The sequence below is a fragment of the Bradyrhizobium sp. MI1.4 genome (assembly GCF_055811315.1).
In genome coordinates this window covers 35256-52870 of record NZ_JBVVPP010000011.1, presented here as the reverse complement: position 1 = coordinate 52870, position 17615 = coordinate 35256, and the positions used below count along the sequence as shown (strand labels likewise).

Sequence of the window (17615 nt, the reverse complement as noted above, 5' to 3'; positions counted from 1 at the left end):
TGTGTTTTATTTTGCCCGCAGGCTATCGCTGCAGGTTCGGCTTGTCATCACGGCATGTGCAATCTTCGGTAGCCATTTGCGGCTTCATCATGGCCGCGTGAATGTTGCGGCGGCACACGCATCGCGATGCACAAGGGCCGTGATTTCCCGGGCTAATCAGGGTCGATCCACCTGTGTATGCTCTTGTTTTTGCCACGCGTGCAAACGGGCGTCATGACAGAGTTGAGTGAGCGGACCAAAGCGAACATGGACGTCGTCCTGGAGGAGACGTGCCGCCAACTGCCTCACGGCGGCGATCACGACAGCCGCAGGTTCATCGCCGAGCGGCTGATCGAGGCGGCGCGGTCCGGTCACTCCACGCTCGGCGAGCTCGGCATCATCGCACGGCACGCACTGGCGGAGCTTGCCGCCAAGCGGAGCTAGGCGCAGCCGCGGCGCTTGCTTCGCGGCGGGCCACGGACATAACCTGCCCAAAATCCTTCCGCGCGTCGAGATGCTCCGAAGATGCGGTCTGTGTTCGCGCTTTTTGCGACGTCTCTCGTCCTCTGTTGCGCCGGCTCGGTCGTGGCCCAGCCAGTCGGCCAGTTTCCATTTGCGCTGACGCGCGAAGGACAGATGCTTGGCGCCGTCGAAGGCGAGGTGGCCTCGTTCAAGGGGCTGGCCTATGCGGCCGCGCCGATCGGACCGCTGCGCTGGCGTCCGCCGCAGGCTGCACCCGAGAGCTCGGAGATGCGCACCGCCTATGCCTATGGCGCGCCGTGTCTTCAGCCCTCGCTGCCGGGATCGAGCGAGGATTGCCTCACGCTGAACGTGTTTCGTCCGTTCGGGGTCGACGGCCCGCTACCGGTGATGATGTTCATCCACGACGGCGCTTTCGTCAGCGGCACCGCGAATGATCCGCTGTTCGACGGTGCCAGGCTCGCGCAAGCCGGCCTCATCGTGGTGACCGTGAATTTTCGCCTCGGCGCGTTCGGCTGGCTCAGCGATCCCGCGCTGTCGGAAGGCGGCTCCGGCAATTTCGGCCTGATGGACCAGATCGCGGCGCTGCATTGGGTGCACGACAACATCGCGGCCTTCGGCGGTGATCCCACGAACGTCACCTTGTTCGGCAGTGGCGCAGGCGCAACGTCGATCGCGCTGCTGATGCTGTCGGAGCAATCGCGCGATCTCTTCCAGAAAGCCATTCTGCAATCGATCCCCGGCCGTGCGCGCCTGCGTTCGGCACAAGAGGCCGAAATTGTGGGGCGGCAATTCGTGGCGGTGCTGGGGCGACAGGCCGATTTACGTACAGCCGAACCGCAACGCCTGCTTGCCGTCGAAAAACATTTCCTGGAAAAATCGCCGCGCAGCTTCGCGCCGACGATCGATGGGAGTCTGGTGAGCGAGGAGGTCGCCGCGGGCTTCGCAGCTGGACATGAGAGCCGCATCCCCTTGATCATTGGCTCGAACGACGACGAGACCGGTTTCGACGGCGAGCTGGATATCCGGGAAGAGCTGGCATCGTCAGGCACCACCAGCGATGAGCTGCGCAGGCTCTATCCCGATCTCGCCAGACCTTCGGACCGCGCGGCAAGGTTCTACACCGACAGGGTCTTCTCCGAGCCAGTGAGACTGCTGGCGCGCCTGCATGCCGCCAGCGGTGCGCCGACCTTTCGCTATCGCTTCACCTATGTGCCGGAGGCACGGCGCGCAAACCCCGAGGGCGGTCACGGGCGGGAATTGCAGTTCATCTTCGGCGTCGAAGGCATGCCCGGTGCAGGCATCTTGTCAGGAGCCGATCGCGAGGTCGCAAATCGCATGCGCGCCTACTGGATCAATTTCGCCAGGAGCGGCGATCCCAACGGTGCGGACCTGCCGCATTGGGATTCGGCCGCAGGCAGCGATCGCCTGCTGCTGATCGCGAACGATGGCATCGCGAGCGGAGACGACCCCTGGTCGGAGCGTCTGGACCGGTTCGCGCATTAGAGGGATGAGTTGGACTTAAGCCGCGAGCTCGACGCGCGGCGCCGGGCTTAGCCGGTCTTCCTCCAGATAATCCATCGCGCCGTCTTTCTCGACGGCGTAGAACTGCTGGCCTTCCTTCGACTTGTAGGCGGCGCGAACGACGCCGCGGCGGCCCTTGTCACTGTTGACGACATCCCCCAACGCAAACTTCTTCATTTCACGTCCCTGGCTGCTGGCCGACTCCTTCGGCTACGCCCGGGATTCTGGGCAGCAAATCGTTAACGTCTTGCTAACCATACGGGTTTGCCTATGCTCGCGGCCGATCGCGCGGGCAGCTCGCACGCGCATGTTGCCAACGAAACGAGCCTTCGCCCATGGTGCGATTTCCCACCTTCTTCCTGTCGCATGGCGGCGGTCCGTGGCCGTTCATGGAAGACAGGCGGGTGCAATACCGAAAACCGCCGAGGCGTTCGGCCGGCTGCCACAGCTCTTGCCGGAGAGGCCCAAGGCCGTGCTCGTCATATCAGGACATTGGGAGGCTGACGCCTTCACCGTGTCGACTTCCGCGCATCCGCCGATGGTGTACGATTATCACGGTTTCCCCGAGCACACCTATCACCTCAAATACCCGGCGCCGGGGCGGCCCGAGCTCGCCGCGGAGGTAAAGGCGCTGCTCACGCGCGCGGGTGTTGATTGCCGGGAGGATCCCAACCAGGGGTTCGATCACGGCACCTTCGTGCCGCTCGGGCTGATGTATCCGAACGCCGACATGCCGATCGTGCTGCTGTCGCTGAGATCGAGTTACGATCCGGCCGAGCACATCAGGGTGGGGCAGGCGATTGCCTCGCTACGCGACGAAGGCATTCTGATCGTCGGCAGCGGACTCACCTATCACAACATGCGCGGGTTCGGCCGTGCCGAGTCGAAGCCGGTCTCGTATGATTTCGAGGCTTACCTGAACGAGGCGATCAGCCACAAGGACGCGGCGCGGCGCAACGCGATGCTGGTTGACTGGGAGAACGCGCCGAGTGCGCGCCTGGCCCATCCGCGCGAAGATCATCTGCTGCCGCTGATGGTGGCCGCCGGCGCCGCCGTCAGCGACACGGGCAAGCGCGTCTTCGTCGACGAGGTCGCGAATGTCGCGATGGCGTCGTATGTGTTTGGCGGGTGATCTTCTCCTCTTCCCGCAAGCGAGGAGAGGTGAAGAAGAGTGGCTCACCCGTATTTCAGCTTCATGAACAGGATGCCGCCGGCGAGCACCATGGTGATGGCGTTCGCGGCGACGAGGGGCGCATCGCCCGACAGCAGGCCATAGACGAGCCAGAGCGCCAGCCCAAGCACCATGACCAGGAACATGCCGAGCGAAATATCGCCGGTGGAGCGGGTCTTCCACACTTTGATGGCTTGCGGCGCGTAGGCCACGGTGGTGCAGGTCGCGGCGGCAAAGCCGATCAGCTTGATCAAGAACGGGTCCATGGCGGCTCTATAGCATTGATTCGAGGATGGTCGCGCCTCAGGCGCGCGCGGTCATGAGGCCGCGATAGAGCGCGGCATAGTCACCGGCGCGGTTGCGCCAGGACACGTCGGTCGCAAGGCCGCTCAGTTGCAGCCGGCGCCAGGTCAGCTTGTCGTGAAAGGCGATGTTGGCCTTGCGCAGCGTGCCGGCGAGGGCATCCGCGGTGACGGGTGCGAACTTGAAGCCGGTGGCATCGCGGCCTGATTTATCGGCATCGCCGATATCGACGATGGTATCCTCGAGGCCGCCGACCCGCGAGACGATGGGCACGGCGCCGTAGCGCAGCGCGCAGAGCTGGGTCAGGCCGCATGGCTCGAACCGCGAGGGCACGATGAGCGCGTCCGAGCCGGCCTGGATCAGATGCGCCATGATCTCGTCGTAGCCGATCACGACCCCGATCCGGCCAGGGTTCGCGCGCGCTACGGCCTGATAGCGATCCTGCAGATCGCGGTCGCCGCTGCCGAGCAAAGCGAGCTGCATGCCTTCGCGCAAAATGGTCGGAATAGCCTCGAGCAGGAGATCGAGCCCCTTCTGCCACGACAGGCGGCTGATGACGCCGAGCAATGGCGCTTCGTCCGAGGAATCCAGATTGAACTGTTGCTGAAGCACCGCCTTGTTCGCGGCCCGGAACGTGAGGTCCTCCGCGCCGAAGCGGTAGGCGATGTGCGGATCTTCTTGCGGATTCCAAACGGATACATCGATGCCGTTGAGGATTCCGCTCAGCACGTTCGCGCGGGCGCGAAGCAGGCCGCCGAACCCCATGCCGCCCTCGTCGGTCTGGATCTCCTGCGCATAGGTCGGCGAGACCGTGGTGATGCGATCGGCGAATTGCAGGCCGGCTTTCAAGAAACTGATGCCGCCGAAATATTCGAGGTCGTTGACGCCGTAGGCGCGCCAGGGCAGGCCAATCGAACCAATCAGCTCGGGCACGAACTTGCCCTGGTAGGCCATGTTGTGGATGGTCATCACGGTGGCCGGCCGCGGCCTGTTGTCATAGTGCAGATAGGCCGGCGCGAGCCCGGCCTGCCAGTCATGGGCATGCACCACGTCGGGCACGAAGGCGGGAACGAGGCCGTGGCCGATATCGGCCGCGATGCGCGAGAGCGCGGCGAACCGCACGCCATTGTCCGGCCAGTCGACGCCTTCGGGCGTCACGTAGGGGTTGCCAGGCCGTACGTAGAGATGCGGCACGTCGAGCACGAACAGATCGAGGCCGTCATGCGAGCCGGCGAGCAGACGCCCGGGTCCGCCGAAATAGTCCGGCCAGCGCCGGATTTCGTCGGCTCCCCCCAGCACCCGCATCACGTCGGGATAGCCCGGCATCAAGGTGCGCATCTCGACGCCATGTGCCTTCAGCGCAATCGGCAGCGCGCCCGCGACATCGGCGAGGCCGCCGGTCTTGACGATGGGATAGACTTCAGAGGCGACCGCGAGGACGCGAACAGGCGTCATGTATTGAGCCTGTCGAGCATCGGCTGGGTGATGAGCGAAATGCCCTGCTCGGTGGTGCGGAAGCGTCTTGCGTCCAGCTCGGGATCTTCGCCGACGACGAGCCCTTCCGGGATCTCGACGCCGCGATCGATCACGACGTTCTTCAGGCGCGCGCCGCGGCCGACATTGACATAGGGCATGATCACGGCGTTCTCGACATTGGCGTAGGAGTTGACGCGCACGCCGGTGAACAGCAGTGAGCGCCGCAGCGAGGCGCCGGAAATGATGCAGCCGCCCGAGACCAGCGAGCTCACGGCCTGGCCGCGCCGGCTCTCCTCGTCGTGGACGAATTTTGCCGGTGGTGTGATCTCCGAATAGGACCAGATCGGCCACGCGCTGTCGAACAAGTCGAGCTCGGGCACCACGTCGGTGAGGTCGATATTGGCGGCCCAATAGGCGTCGACCGTGCCGACATCGCGCCAATAGGCGCGGGGGTCGCTGCCGGAGCGGACGCAGGAGGTCGAATACTGGTGCGCCATGGCGCGGCCGTTCTTGACGAGGTAGGGGATGATGTCCTTGCCGAAATCGTGGTTGGAATTCGGATCCTCGGCGTCGCGCTTGAGCTCCTCGAACAGGAATTTTGCGTCGAACACGTAGATGCCCATGCTGGCGAGCGAAACGTCCGGCTTGCCCGGCATCGGCGGCGGATCTTTCGGCTTTTCCAGGAACTCTTTGATCCAGCCGTTCTCGTCGATATGCATGATGCCGAAGCCGGAAGATTCCTGGCGCGGCATCTCCAGGCAGCCGACGGTGACGTCGGCGCCGCTGTCGACGTGCTGGCGCAGCATCACCTCGTAATCCATTTTATAGATATGGTCGCCGGCGAGAACGACGATGAAGCGGCAGGCGTGGGATTCGATGATGTCGATGTTCTGGTAGACTGCATCGGCCGTGCCGACATACCACATGTTTTCGGAGACGCGCTGGCTCGCCGGGAGGATGTCGAAGCTCTCGTTGCGCTCGGGGCGGAAGAAGTTCCAGCCCATCTGAAGGTGCCGGATCAGGCTGTGCGCCTTGTACTGGGTGGCGACGGCGATGCGGCGGATGCCCGAGTTCACCGCGTTCGACAGCGCGAAATCGATGATGCGGGATTTTCCGCCGAAATAGACCGCAGGCTTGGCGCGACGGTCGGTCAGCTCCAGCAGCCGGCTGCCGCGTCCGCCGGCCAGGACAAACGCCAGCGCCTGACGGGCAAGCGGCTCGGGTCTCGCGGCACTCATGTCATCCTCCCACAACTCTTGCGCTCGCGAGAAGCCTCCCGGCCGCGCTCATTTGGAACCGATAGTAACGGCACGAATAGTAAATCGGGAAGGTGGTTGTTGGTTGCGAATGCGCCGGAAGCTTAATGCTTTGCCGCGTGATCGGGCCCCAGGCACCGTCCTGCCGGTGTCACTCGCGGCGAGGTTGTGGAGCCCGTCAGGTACCGGTTGATCAGAATGGAGGCATGCGTCTTGTGCGGTGCACGCAAAACTCGAGGCTTTGACCTCGCGCCAGGATGCCCGATGATGGCGCTGCGATCCATGTCCAAGCCAAACGTCAGAAAGGAGTAAGACGATGAGGGTCTGGAAAACGGCAGTCGCCGGTTCGCTCGCCGCCGCGGTCATGGCGGGGGGGATTCAGCAGGTGGCGGCGGCTCCGCTGCCCACCAATGTCGCAACCATGAAGGCCGCCGTCGGCGACGATGTCACGCAGGTGCACTGGCGCGGCCGAGGTTTTGGATGGGGTCTCGGCGGCCTTGCCGCTGGCGCGATCATCGCAGGTGCCATCGCCAGCAGCGCGCCTTATGGCTATGGCTACTATGGCGGCGGGCCCTATTATGGCGGCTACGGATACCCGGGCTATGGCTACGGCTATGCGCCGGCCTATTACGGCTATGGTCCGGCCTATGCTTATCCGCGCTACTATCGGCCTTACCGCCCGTATTTCGGCCCTCGTTACGGCTACTACCGGCCGTATTACCGGCACTATCACCGCGCGTATTGGTGATCGATCAAACGGGCGGACCCGCTCGCCGCAGGGCGACGACGCTGAAGAGGTTTGAGGGCCGCTGAATGCAAGCGGCCCGATCGGCTTGCGCGCGCTGAACCCGGTGATGCGGCACGACGAGCCGGCCATGCCCGCCCACGACAATCCCGATGCAGATCGCGACGATGATCGCGATCTCGATGCTCCATTCGAGCGGTCCCGAGCTCATGGCAGCGCGATGGCGTTGGCGAGATCGAACTCGGACAGGCCCGGGGCGCCGCACGCAAGGTAGATGGCGACGAGGAAGATGCGGCTGAGGACGGTGAGGCCCAATATGACCCTGATGTCGTAATGGCGAATGGCAAAAGCGAGAGGCGAGATCGCCAGATGTTTTAGAATGCTCATGGCCAACTCCTTGCCAAAATTCAGGCATCGACTGCCTGCCGACTGAAATGACAGCGTGATGAAAAGGCCGTCCGACGCCTTGCCGGCGTCTCTGAAATGGACAGGCCAATGCTAGTGCCGGCGCAGGGCGCAGGTCTTTATCGCGTCCTTACATTTGGCTGAGCTTTCCCTTAAGATGGGCGAGCATCCGGGGGTCTGAGCCGTGCGTAGAGACGCGCTTGCCTTTGGTGAATTCTGCCTCGACCGTGCCAACGCGCTGTTGTGGCGAGGCGGGGAGCGGATCGCGCTGGCGCCGAAGCCGTTCGAGGTTCTTTGCTATCTCGTCGGTCGGCCCGGTGAGCTCGTCACCAAGGAAGAGTTGCTCGACGCGGTCTGGTCCGATCTGCACGTCAGCGAGTCGAGCCTCGCCGTTGCCGTGAACGCGCTACGCTCGGTGCTCGGCGACGACAGGCAGTCCCCCAATTACATCGAGACGGTCACGCGGCGCGGCTATCGTTTCATTGCGCCGGTCGCGACCGCCGACTTGCCTGCGATCGAGCGGGCGCCCGAAGAAGAGACCGCTTCCGTCACGGAGCAGGTCGTCGATCGACGCCGGCACTGGAGAGTCGGGCGCACCGGGGCACTCGACACGCTGGAGAAGGCATTGCAACTCGCTCGCACCGGACAGCGTCAGGTCGTCTTCATCACCGGCGAGGCCGGGATCGGCAAGACCACCCTCTTGCAAATGACGCTCGACAGGATGAACCAGCAGGGACTGGGCGTGCTGCATTGTAGCTGCAACGAGTTGTTCGGCACCCATGAGGCCTTTCTTCCGCTGATCGGAGCGCTGAACGAGTGCTGCCGTCGCACCGATGGAGCATCGCTGCTGACGTCCATCCGCGAGCACGCGCCGACCTGGCTCGCGCAGATGCCCGGTTTCCTCGGCGAAGCAGAGCGGGCCACATTCCAGCATGAGGTCTTTGGCGCAACGCGGGAGCGCATGCTGCGCGAATTTTCCGATCTCATGGAACATCTCGCTGTCACGCGACCATGGGTGATCATCCTGGAAGATCTGCATTGGAGCGACTTTGCCACCGTGGATGTGCTCTCCCGGCTGGCGCGGCGGGATCGGAGGGCTTCTATCCTCGTGCTCGCCACCTACCGGCCGATGGAAGTCGCCGTCGGCGGACATCCTATCCGTGCCGTTCATCAGGACTTGCGGATTCACGGACACGCCACCGAGCTCGCGCTCGATCGACTCACCGGCACCGATGTCGAACGCTATCTGTCCCTGCGCTTCAGCTCGGCCGATTTCGCCAGAGAGCTGGTCGAGCGCATCTTCGCGCGAACCGGGGGGCATCCTCTGTTCGTGTCGTCTCTGCTCGATCATCTCGTGGCGCAGGGTGCACTGGTCGAGCACGAATTGGGCTGGCGGCTGGTCAGCGAAGACGCGGCCTCGCATGACAGCATGCCGCGCGATCTGGAAGGAATGATCAAGCAGCAGATCGATCACCTCACCGTGGACGAGCGCTGCCTGCTCGAGGTCGCCAGTGCGGCGGGAGCGGAGTTTTCCGCGCTCCATATCGCCGGTGCGCTGGACCGTCCCGTGCTGGATGTCGAGCAGATGTGCGAGGACCTGGCACGGACCGATCGCATTATCGTCGGGGCCGGCATGACCGAGTGGCCGAACGGAAGCGTCTCCGGTCGCTATGCGTTCCAGCACGCGCTTTACCAGGAGATCCTCTACCAGCGGCTCGCACCAGCGCGCTGCGCGAAAACCCATGCGCTGCTTGGGGCGGGGCTCGAGCAGGGCTATGGGCCGCAGGCTGCGGAGATCGCCGCCGTTGTCGCGCGCCATTTCGAACTGGGCCGTGATTTCCCGAAAGCGATGCATTATCTGGGCGCGGCGGCCGAGGGCTCGGCGCGAAGGTTTAGCACGCGCGAGGCCGCCAATTACCTGTCCCGCGCCTTGGAGCTGGTGCCGCATCTGCCGCCGGAATTTCGGGTGACGACACGTCTGAAGTTGCTGCTTCAGCGCGCCTGGGCCTGGCGGGCCAGTGGAGATTTCCTGAATTCCCTGCAGGATCTCAGCGCTATCGTGGCGCACGCGGCGGAGAACGGGCACGTGCGCGAAGAGGTGAACGCGCTGGTCGATCTCAGCAGATTCTGTCTTTACGTCGATCGGCGCCAGAGCCTGCCTGTTGCGGAACAGGCCCTTATCAAAAGCAGGGCGATCGACGACGCCGCATTCAGCGCTCTGGTCCAGGGCAACGTTGCCAATCTGAAGCTGATGCTCCGCGGCTGGGATCGTGAGAATGCGGACCTTGCCGAGCGTGCGTCAGCACTGATCACCGGAGAGCAGGATCTGAGCATGCGGCTGCGACGCTGCTCGATGGAAATGGTGCTGGAGTTTCTGCGCGCGAATTATCCGGCCTGCTGCGATGCGACGACCAGGGGAAAGGAGCTCGCCCGCCTGGTCGGTGACGTCTATCTGTTCGTGCTTTATGAATCTGTCGAGGCGTTTGCCCAGATTTATCTCGGCGAATGGGGCCAGGCGCAACGAAACCTCGTCTCCGCGTTGGCTATCTCGGAGCGGAATGCAAATCCGCAGGCCGTCGCGCTGTGTCATCTCGCGATCGGATGGCTGTACTCCGAGGCGGAGGAATATGGCAGCGCGTCACGGCGTGCGGAGGATGCGCTCGGCCCGATGATCGAGGCCAATCCGTTCACCTTCTTCGTTGGCAGGAATCTGCTGGCGCGAGCTTATGTCAGGATGGGCGACCTGGCTCGGGCGCGGCAGCATCTCGATGCGATGGAGCGGCGAATGGAGGTCGACCGGGTGCCGATGGAGTCGCTGGTCATCCCCCATTATCTGCTGACTTGCTGCGACTATTGGATCGCGATCGGCGATCTGGACCGTGCCCAGGGCTCGGCCAGCCAGTTTCACGAGGTGACGAGCGCGGCACCTGACCGGCCGTTTCTCGCGCTGTGCTACGAGGCCATGGCGAGAATTGCGATGCTGAAGCACGATGCGCAACTCGCCGGCGGGCATCTGTCGGCGGCCATGTCGATCCTCCGCCATGCCAGGTTGCCGCATGCCACCTGGCGGGTTTACCGCACGACCGCGGGGCTCTATGAGAGCCTCGGACAAGCGCAAAGGGCTGCCAAGTGGCGGGACCGCTCCTGCCAGGTGATCGCATCGCTGGCAGAGACGCTTGATCCCAATGATCCGCTGCGCTCGGCATCCTTTTTCGACGCAGGCCGGGACACCGGGCCCGATATTGCGGGACGCTGATCGGCTCAATCCGGCAGGTCCGCGATCTCTCGCGGTTCGCCGGGCCGTTGCTTGACCTTGAATTGATTTTGCTGCTGCCGCAGCGTGCGGGAGGCACGGTAGGCATCCCTGCGCAATCGCATGATCGAGCCGAGCGGCCGATGCGCGGCGAGACATCGCCATGGATCGAACGAAAGCACCTCGTCGGAATAGACGCGACGCGCGGGGCTGTCGGCGGTCTGGCGCGGAAGCGTGATCTTGCCGAGTGCTTGCGGCGGCGCGACGTCTTCAGGCCAGTCGATCGAGGCATCTTCGATCGGTGTGCGCTCGAGGTCGGTGCAGAGCTGGGCGAATAATTCGTACTCGGCCGCATTATCCTTGAAGAAGGCAACGACGCTGTTCAGCACGGCATCATCGGCATCGTGGCAGGGTCGGCCGGTGAGTTGGCGAACCGACGCCGACATCGGCATCAGGCGAAGCCTTGCGATATAATCGCCAAACCGCAATGCACCCTCGGTGTGAAAGGTCTCTCCGAGGATGTTGCTGCCGGCATCACCGAGCGCTTTCAAGACGATCGGGATCGGAATGCCTGTTCTGTCCGATGCGGCGACCAGGGCGCGCGCCAAAAAGCCTATGGGTCCGTACGCCAGATCAGGCAGGAACAGGGTGTGCTCGACCTTGTGCTGTGCGCGCATATAGGCCATCGCATCCGCGAAATAGCTGGGGTGATTGACGAGCAGGAGATCCTGGTTCGTCGAATCGTCGTCGCCGAGCGCCTTAGCCCCCGTCACACCCAAAACCTTGATGGCAAACCCTCGCGGCGAACGTACACGATCGCTCCTGTTGAATGCGGTGGAGAGGCGGACGATGATCGGGAAGTGGCCAGCCTGCTTGAACAGGCCTTGGCGCAGATGATCCGGCAAATTGTCGTAGACGATCAGCTCGCCCCGGAGATAGCCGGCGCCCTTGGCGTGCTGCTGCCGGGTCCCATGCTTGTCTTTGCGAAAAGTGCGATCACTCGTTCGCGAAATCGAAGCAACGATCTCCTCGACCGCCGCCGCTTCCTCCGGCAGGATGTGTTCGACGGACGGATCGTAACGAAGATACTGATCGGCTGACATGGCGCTGATCTCCAGCCCGAAGGTCGCCTTCCCATTGCAAGCGTCGACGGCCGCAGGGCGGATCACTGTAAGCCCGTCCAGTCGGGATCGGCAACCCGAGAGCGAGTTGTGATTGCCTGGACAAGCCGCGGGATGAGGCATCCTGTTACCGACGCGATCACACGGTCGATGCTAGGCCAGCGGCGTCTCGTAAGTCCTTATGGGCTCCTTATGTTGTCCTGATTTTTTCCTTAAGGCCGGGCCGGCGAGCGGGGGTCCTGGCTGGCGTCTAAAGCGACAGCCACACGATCAGGCTCATGCAGGCCAAATGCGCGAGTAAGATCGCGGCGAGATGCAGCGGGCCAGCGTTGAGACGGAGCCCGCGCATCCCGCCGCCTCCGCCTAGTTCGATCCCGCGGCCGCAGCGGTGAAGCTGCGGTCGACGGCTTTGCTGACGTCGAGCTTCTTCGGCAGGATGCCGTAGCGCGTCGAGCGGTCGGAGGCTTCCTGCACCTCCTTCACGACGTTCTCATCGATCGGAATCGGGCTGGTGCGCTGCGCGGTATAGGCCGAGAGCAGCACGTCCTCCGGTAGCTTGGTCAACTCGGCCGTGCTCTTGGCATACTCGCCGAGATGATCCAGCGACCACAGCCGCGCCTTGTTCAGCCGCTGGACGAGGTCCTGCACCGCCGCACGCTTGCCAGCGATGGCGCTGTCCGAGGCGACGATAAAGGTGATGGTCGGCGTCAGGCCTTCGCCGTTGGCGATTACCCGGGCCTTGTCCTTGAGCGTCGCGAACGAGACGTAGGGCTCCCACACCGCCCAGGCATCGATCGAGCCCGCGACCAGCGCGATCTTGGCGTCGACCGGGCCGAGCGGCGCGAACGTCGCGTCCTCCAGCCTGATCTGCGCCTTCTCCAGCGTCGCGTCGATCAGGAACTGGCCCCAGCCGCCGCGCGTGCCGGCGAGGCGTTTTCCCTTGAGATCGGCCGCCGATTTGATCGGGGAATCCTGGCGCACGAGGATGGCTTGTGTCTTGGCATCTGACCTTGTGCCGCCGATCGCCTTGATCGGCGCGCCGGCCGCGTAGACGGAAAGGAATGAAAGGTCGCCGGTGTAGCCGACGTCGAGCGCGCCGGCGTTGAGCGCCTCCAGGATTGGAGCTGCCGCGGGGAATTCCGACCACTCGATCTTGTAAGGCAGATCCTTCGCGTAGCCCGAGATCTCGAGCAGCGAACGATTGCCGCCCTTCTGGTCGCCGACCCGCAGCACGACGGCATCGGCTGCGAACGACGCCGCGGCCGTCGACAGGGTGATGGAGGCGGCAAGCAGCGATGCAGCGAGCCGGCGCGCGATGGAATGATCGAGGGAGTTGATGCTCATGTGGCCTGTCTTGTTGCTTTGCCCACGACGCGTGAGCGAACGATGCAGCGAGACGATCAAGTCTATGGCCGCATGATGCGCGGTCAATGAAATGGCTAACCGTATTGCGCGCGCGATCGGCAAGGACGTTTCGGCGAGGCGCCGATTTCGAGAACGTGCGGTATGCGCCACTGATGCTGCGCAAAAATGAAGCAGGAGAGGGAGTAGCCCCGTGCTCCGTCAATCGATCCATCGGCGGAAATCCTTTCGTCGTCCTCGCACGCACCGGTGGAGAGAATGACTTCGCTTCGTGCCACATTCGAAATTCCATTTCATTGACGATACGGCGAACGCGCCGCATGATTTGCGCATCGCATCAAGGCACCGAGCAGGCGCCGGCGAAAAGATTTTCTCTCGACGCAGGTCCGCACGGAACAGGCGCAACGCAAGCTGTTGTGCCGATGGCGGAGCCGTGCCAGCGCAGGAGTGTTGACGGATGAACGACGACGACAAGCGCGACGGATCGAGGCTCGACCGGCGCCATTTGCTTCAGGCGGGATTAGCTGCGGCATTCGCTGCGCCGCTCGGTGCCTTCGGTGCAGCACAGGCCTTTGCGCCGCGGACAATCGCGCCCGGCGTCGATCTCTCGGAGTTTCCGCTGTGCCGGACTGCGTCGGATGTGCCCGCGCTCACCGGCGCGCCGCGCAAGCTCAAGCTATCCTGGAACGCGGGCGCGGTCTGTCTCGCCCCGGTGCCGGTCGCCATCGAGCACGGCTTCTTCCAGAAGCATAATCTCGACATCGAGCTCATCAATTATTCCGGTTCGACCGACCAGCTGCTCGAGGCCATCGCAACCGGCAAGAGCGATGCCGGTCTCGGCATGGCGCTGCGCTGGCTAAAGCCGCTGGAGCAGGGCTTTGATGTGAAGATTGCCGCCGGCACCCACGGTGGCTGCATGCGGGTCCTGACCCGCGCCGATTCCAGCGTGAGCAAGCTTGCCGATCTCAAGGGCAAGATCGTCGCGGTCGGTGATCTCGGCGGCCCAGACAAGAATTTCTTCTCCATTCAGCTCGCCAAGCTCGGTATCGATCCGAACAAGGATGTCGACTGGCGCGCCTATCCCGGCAACCTTCTCAACGTCGCCGTCGAGAAGGGCGAGGTGCAGGCATTCCTGTCGTCCGACCCGCTGGGTTATCTCTGGCTCAAGGACAGCCAGTACAAGGAGGTCGCCTCCAATCTCGATGGCGAGTATCGCGACAAGAGCTGCTGCATCCTCGGCCTGCGCGGCAGCCTGGTGCGCGAGGAGCCGCTGGTCGCGCGCGCCCTGACGCAGGCGCTGCTTGATGCCGCGATGTTCACCGCGCAAAATCCGTCTGTGACGGCGAAATCGTTCCAGCCTTACGCGCCGAAGACGGCGTCGCTCACGGATATCGAGGGCATGGTGCGCTACCACACCCATCATCATCATCCCGTCGGCGAAGTGCTGAAGCGCGAGCTCAAGGCCTATGCCGACGATCTCAAGAGCGTGCAGGTGTTCAAGCAGAGCACCGACACGGCCAGATTCGCGGAGCGCATCTATGTCGACGTATTCGCTGTCTGACGGCCTTGCCTCCGGCGCGCCGAGTCTCTCGCGCGCACCCTGGCTGACGAGCTGGGTCCGGGACTCCGGTGTCGGCATTCTCGCCAGCGCGGCGTGGATTGCCTTCGGCCTGTCCTGCCTGTGGTGGGAGGACGTCGGCGAGTGGTCGCGGACCCATTCGCTCGGCATTGCCGCGTTTGTCATCGCAGCGATCGCGTTGTTCGGGACGGTCGGTGCCGATTACCTCGGTTCGACGGGCCGGGCCTTGCGCCAGCGCGCGCCGTGGCTCGTCGTGCTCGGCGTTGTCCTGACCCTGTGGGAAGTCGCGACGGCAAAATTCGCCTGGCTACCGTTGCCGTTCTTTCCGCCGCCGCAATCGATCATCGAGGTCTACACCGACGATCTGCCAAAACTGCTCGACAGCGTGTTCGCCTCGGTCAAGCTCCAGCTCGGCGGCTATCTGATCGGCGCGACGGTCGGCTTCCTGACCGGCGTCTCGATCGGCTGGTCGCGCGCGGTCGGCTATTGGGTGCATCCGGTGCTGCGCTTCATCGGCCCGTTGCCGGCGACCGCCTGGCTGCCGATCGCCTTCTTCACCTTTCCATCGAGCTGGAGCGCCTCGACCTTTCTGATCGCGCTGGCAACGGGCTTCCCGGTCACCGTGCTGACCTGGTCGGGTGTCGCGAGTGTGAGCAATGCCTATTACGACGTCGCGCGGACGCTCGGGGCAAAGCCGTCCTTCCTGGTGCTGAAGGTGGCGATCCCCGCGGCATTGCCGCACGTTTTCGTCGGCCTGTTCATGGGGCTCGGCTCGTCCTTTGCCGTGCTCGTCGTCGCCGAGATGATAGGCGTCAAGGCAGGGCTCGGCTGGTACCTGCAATGGGCGCAGGGCTGGGCCGCCTATGCCAACATGTATGCGGCGCTGATCGTGATGTCGTTGCTCTGCTCCGGCGCGATCACGCTGCTGTTTGCGATCCGCGATCGCCTGCTGGTTTGGCAAAAGGGGACAGTGAAATGGTAGCCGCAACCGCACTGGCTGACTTCGACGCTCACCCGGCGGCCGGTGCCGCGCTCGACATCGAGCAGGTCAGCCACGCCTTCGACATCGACGGCGCCGAGCTGCCGGTGCTCAGCGACGTCAGCATCTCCGTCGAGCCGGGCGAGTTCGTTGCGCTGCTCGGCCCCTCCGGCTGCGGCAAGTCCACGCTGCTGCGCCTCGTCGCAGGCCTCGACAAGCCCTGGTCCGGAACGCTGCGCGAGGACGAGGCGCGCATCACGCGACCGCACCCGTCGCGCGTCGTCGTGTTCCAGGATCCCACCTTGTTTCCTTGGCGCACGGTCTGGGACAACGTCGCGCTCGGGTTGGAGGCGCAGGGCATCTTGAAGAGCCAGCGTCATCGCGTCGATGCCGCGCTCGATCTCGTCGGGCTATCGTCCTTCCGCAATGCCTATCCGCACCAGCTCTCGGGCGGCATGGCGCAGCGCGTCGCGCTGGCCCGCGCACTGGTCAATGACCCCAAAATCCTCATCCTCGACGAACCGCTCGGTAAGCTCGACTCGCTGACCCGCATCACCATGCAGGCCGAGCTGGTCTCACTGTGGCAGCGCAAGGGTTTTACCACGCTGCTGGTGACGCATGACGCCGAGGAGGCGCTGGTGCTCGCCAACCGCGTCATCGTGTTCAGCGACCGCCCGGCGCGTGTGAAGGCAGACATCCGTGTCGACCGGTCCTATCCGCGCCATCGCGGCGATCCGTATCTGGTGGATTTGCGCCGCCAGATCCTTGGCCTGCTCGGATTGGACGCCACATGGTGACTTCGATCGCCAAGGGCCGCGCGGCGCATCACGAGCCCGACTACATCGCACGTGCCGAGGCGCTGGCCGAGACTTTCGCCGCCCGCGCGGCCGAGCACGATCGCACCGGCAGCTTCCCGTTCGAGAACTTTCGCGAGCTTTCCGAAGCAGGCCTGCTGTCGCTGACGGTGCCTGCCGCCCATGGCGGGGCCGGAGCTGGCGCACGATACGCCGCCCGCGTCCTCGGCATCATCGGCAAGGCCGATCCGTCGACCGCGCTGGTGCTGTCGATGCACTACATCAACCATCTGGTGATGGCACGGAGCCCGACCTGGCCGGCGCGGCTGTCGCGCAAGCTTGCACGCGAGAGCGTCGAAGGCCTTGCGCTCGTCAATGCGCTCCGCGTCGAGCCCGAACTGGGCTCGCCTGCGCGCGGCGGCCTGCCCGCGACCATTGCACGTCGGACCGAGACCGGCTGGCGGCTCTCGGGGCACAAGATCTATTCGACGGGATCGCCGATCCTGAAATGGTATCTGGTCTGGGCGCGGACGGACGAAGCCGAGCCGCGCGTTGGACAGTTCCTGGTGCCGGCGGGCCTGCCAGGCACGCGCATCGTCGAGACATGGGATCATCACGGCCTGCGGGCCAGCGGCAGCCACGACGTCATCTTCGAGGACGTCGTGATACCCCTCGATGCCGAGATCGATGTGCGCGAGCCGGCGGACTGGCGCGCACCTGATGTGGCGCAGGCGACGGTCCACACGATCTTTGTCGCCGCGATCTATGACGGCGTTGCGCGGGCTGCACGCGACTGGCTGGTCGGGTTCCTGAAGCAGCGGGTCCCTGCCAGCTTGGGCGCGCCGCTTGCGACCTTGCCGCGGGCGCAGGAGATCCTTGGCGCGATCGAGGCGCGGCTCATCGTCAATGCACGGCTGATCGCATCCTTTGCCGGTGATTTCGATGACGGTGTCGCGCTTTCCGCGGCCGAGTCCAACGTCATCAAGCTGGCCGTCACCAATAACGCCGTCGCCGCGGTCGAGAATGCCTTGTCGCTGACCGGCAATCACGGCCTGTCCCGCGCCAATCCGCTGGAGCGGCACTATCGCGACGTCCTGTGCGGTCGCGTGCACACGCCGCAGGACGATTCCACGCGCACCGGCCTCGGCCGTGCCGCATTGGGCCTCTAGCCTGCCGCCAAAGATTCAG

General features: G+C 64.2%; 15 protein-coding genes and 1 pseudogene. 9 read left to right on the top strand and 7 right to left on the bottom strand.

Annotated elements, in window-relative coordinates; all coding sequences use genetic code 11:
- Positions 1-177 precede the first annotated feature (177 nt).
- Together AC0L23_RS15255 and AC0L23_RS15250 are read left to right on the top strand one after the other, a co-directional pair.
- Positions 178-423, top strand: a complete 246-nt coding sequence (locus AC0L23_RS15255; RefSeq protein WP_018457468.1) for a hypothetical protein — start codon at positions 178-180, stop codon at positions 421-423.
- Positions 424-504: 81 nt separating this feature from the next.
- Complete coding sequence (locus tag AC0L23_RS15250; RefSeq protein WP_085385141.1) at positions 505-1965, top strand: carboxylesterase/lipase family protein; 1461 nt, start codon at positions 505-507, stop codon at positions 1963-1965.
- 15 nt (positions 1966-1980) lie between these two features.
- Here the strand turns inward: AC0L23_RS15250 and AC0L23_RS15245 are convergent, their stop codons facing one another.
- Positions 1981-2160, bottom strand: coding sequence for a hypothetical protein (locus AC0L23_RS15245; protein ID WP_007601069.1), 180 nt, complete (start codon positions 2158-2160; stop codon positions 1981-1983).
- A gap of 158 nt (positions 2161-2318) precedes the next feature.
- Between AC0L23_RS15245 and AC0L23_RS15240 the strand changes: the two are divergent.
- A pseudogene (locus tag AC0L23_RS15240) lies at positions 2319-3115 on the top strand (DODA-type extradiol aromatic ring-opening family dioxygenase).
- A gap of 44 nt (positions 3116-3159) precedes the next feature.
- Here the strand turns inward: AC0L23_RS15240 and AC0L23_RS15235 are convergent.
- Genes AC0L23_RS15235 through glgC form a run of 3 tightly spaced genes read right to left on the bottom strand, consistent with a single transcriptional unit; the run spans position 3160 to position 6171 of the window.
- Complete coding sequence (locus AC0L23_RS15235) at positions 3160-3420, bottom strand: SemiSWEET transporter (protein ID WP_018457471.1); 261 nt, start codon at positions 3418-3420, stop codon at positions 3160-3162.
- 37 nt (positions 3421-3457) lie between these two features.
- Complete coding sequence (gene glgA / locus AC0L23_RS15230; protein WP_085385142.1) at positions 3458-4912, bottom strand: glycogen synthase GlgA; 1455 nt, start codon at positions 4910-4912, stop codon at positions 3458-3460.
- Complete coding sequence (glgC, locus tag AC0L23_RS15225) at positions 4909-6171, bottom strand: glucose-1-phosphate adenylyltransferase (protein ID WP_007613273.1); 1263 nt, start codon at positions 6169-6171, stop codon at positions 4909-4911. The genes glgA and glgC overlap by 4 nt, the downstream gene beginning before the upstream one ends.
- A 334-nt stretch (positions 6172-6505) precedes the next feature.
- On the opposite strand from glgC, the gene AC0L23_RS15220 reads away from it, so the two are divergent.
- Positions 6506-6937, top strand: coding sequence for a hypothetical protein (locus AC0L23_RS15220; protein WP_085350233.1), 432 nt, complete (start codon positions 6506-6508; stop codon positions 6935-6937).
- Between the two features lie 204 nt (positions 6938-7141).
- On the opposite strand, the gene AC0L23_RS15215 is transcribed toward AC0L23_RS15220, so the two are convergent.
- The gene (locus AC0L23_RS15215) at positions 7142-7321 is read right to left on the bottom strand and encodes a hypothetical protein (RefSeq protein WP_085385144.1); all 180 of its coding nucleotides are present in this window, start codon (positions 7319-7321) and stop codon (positions 7142-7144) included.
- Positions 7322-7523: 202 nt separating this feature from the next.
- Between AC0L23_RS15215 and AC0L23_RS15210 the strand changes: the two genes are divergently transcribed.
- Positions 7524-10595 (top strand): ATP-binding protein, encoded by a 3072-nt coding sequence (locus tag AC0L23_RS15210; protein WP_085385145.1) that lies wholly within the window; start codon positions 7524-7526, stop codon positions 10593-10595.
- Positions 10596-10600: 5 nt separating this feature from the next.
- Here the strand turns inward: AC0L23_RS15210 and AC0L23_RS15205 are convergent, their stop codons facing one another.
- Together AC0L23_RS15205 and AC0L23_RS15200 are read right to left on the bottom strand one after the other, a co-directional pair.
- Positions 10601-11695 (bottom strand): catalase family protein, encoded by a 1095-nt coding sequence (locus AC0L23_RS15205; RefSeq protein WP_085385215.1) that lies wholly within the window; start codon positions 11693-11695, stop codon positions 10601-10603.
- A gap of 381 nt (positions 11696-12076) precedes the next feature.
- Positions 12077-13057: an ABC transporter substrate-binding protein gene (locus tag AC0L23_RS15200; protein ID WP_085385216.1), complete on the bottom strand. Its 981-nt coding sequence runs from the start codon at positions 13055-13057 to the stop codon at positions 12077-12079.
- Positions 13058-13532: 475 nt separating this feature from the next.
- Here AC0L23_RS15200 and AC0L23_RS15195 point away from each other — a divergent pair, with 475 nt between their 5' ends.
- The 4 genes from AC0L23_RS15195 to AC0L23_RS15180 are packed head-to-tail and all read left to right on the top strand — an operon-like array spanning position 13533 to position 17596.
- Positions 13533-14636 carry an ABC transporter substrate-binding protein gene (locus AC0L23_RS15195; protein ID WP_085350230.1) on the top strand — a complete coding sequence of 368 codons (1104 nt, stop codon included), beginning with the start codon at positions 13533-13535 and terminating at the stop codon, positions 14634-14636.
- Complete coding sequence (locus tag AC0L23_RS15190) at positions 14614-15636, top strand: ABC transporter permease (RefSeq protein WP_085385146.1); 1023 nt, start codon at positions 14614-14616, stop codon at positions 15634-15636. The genes AC0L23_RS15195 and AC0L23_RS15190 overlap by 23 nt, the downstream gene beginning before the upstream one ends.
- Entirely contained in the window at positions 15630-16430 is an 801-nt protein-coding gene (locus AC0L23_RS15185; RefSeq protein WP_085385147.1) for an ABC transporter ATP-binding protein, read from the top strand. Before AC0L23_RS15190 ends, AC0L23_RS15185 begins: the two co-directional genes overlap by 7 nt.
- Positions 16424-17596, top strand: a complete 1173-nt coding sequence (locus AC0L23_RS15180) for an acyl-CoA dehydrogenase family protein (protein WP_085395017.1) — start codon at positions 16424-16426, stop codon at positions 17594-17596. The genes AC0L23_RS15185 and AC0L23_RS15180 overlap by 7 nt, the downstream gene beginning before the upstream one ends.
- Positions 17597-17615: the final 19 nt, after the last annotated feature.

Bases quoted from the DNA above. Each gene is read 5' to 3' on its own strand.
- AC0L23_RS15180 (WP_085395017.1), top strand. From the start codon at position 16,424: ATGGTGACTTCGATCGCCAAGGGCCGCGCGGCGCATCACGAGCCCGAC.
- glgC (WP_007613273.1), bottom strand. From the start codon at position 6,171: ATGAGTGCCGCGAGACCCGAGCCGCTTGCCCGTCAGGCGCTGGCGTTT.
- AC0L23_RS15235 (WP_018457471.1), bottom strand. From the start codon at position 3,420: ATGGACCCGTTCTTGATCAAGCTGATCGGCTTTGCCGCCGCGACCTGC.
- AC0L23_RS15255 (WP_018457468.1), top strand. From the start codon at position 178: ATGCTCTTGTTTTTGCCACGCGTGCAAACGGGCGTCATGACAGAGTTG.
- glgA (WP_085385142.1), bottom strand. From the start codon at position 4,912: ATGACGCCTGTTCGCGTCCTCGCGGTCGCCTCTGAAGTCTATCCCATC.
- AC0L23_RS15215 (WP_085385144.1), bottom strand. From the start codon at position 7,321: ATGAGCATTCTAAAACATCTGGCGATCTCGCCTCTCGCTTTTGCCATT.
- AC0L23_RS15185 (WP_085385147.1), top strand. From the start codon at position 15,630: ATGGTAGCCGCAACCGCACTGGCTGACTTCGACGCTCACCCGGCGGCC.
- AC0L23_RS15200 (WP_085385216.1), bottom strand. From the start codon at position 13,057: ATGAGCATCAACTCCCTCGATCATTCCATCGCGCGCCGGCTCGCTGCA.
- AC0L23_RS15250 (WP_085385141.1), top strand. From the start codon at position 505: ATGCGGTCTGTGTTCGCGCTTTTTGCGACGTCTCTCGTCCTCTGTTGC.
- AC0L23_RS15205 (WP_085385215.1), bottom strand. From the start codon at position 11,695: ATGTCAGCCGATCAGTATCTTCGTTACGATCCGTCCGTCGAACACATC.
- AC0L23_RS15190 (WP_085385146.1), top strand. From the start codon at position 14,614: ATGTCGACGTATTCGCTGTCTGACGGCCTTGCCTCCGGCGCGCCGAGT.
- AC0L23_RS15245 (WP_007601069.1), bottom strand. From the start codon at position 2,160: ATGAAGAAGTTTGCGTTGGGGGATGTCGTCAACAGTGACAAGGGCCGC.
- AC0L23_RS15220 (WP_085350233.1), top strand. From the start codon at position 6,506: ATGAGGGTCTGGAAAACGGCAGTCGCCGGTTCGCTCGCCGCCGCGGTC.
- AC0L23_RS15195 (WP_085350230.1), top strand. From the start codon at position 13,533: ATGAACGACGACGACAAGCGCGACGGATCGAGGCTCGACCGGCGCCAT.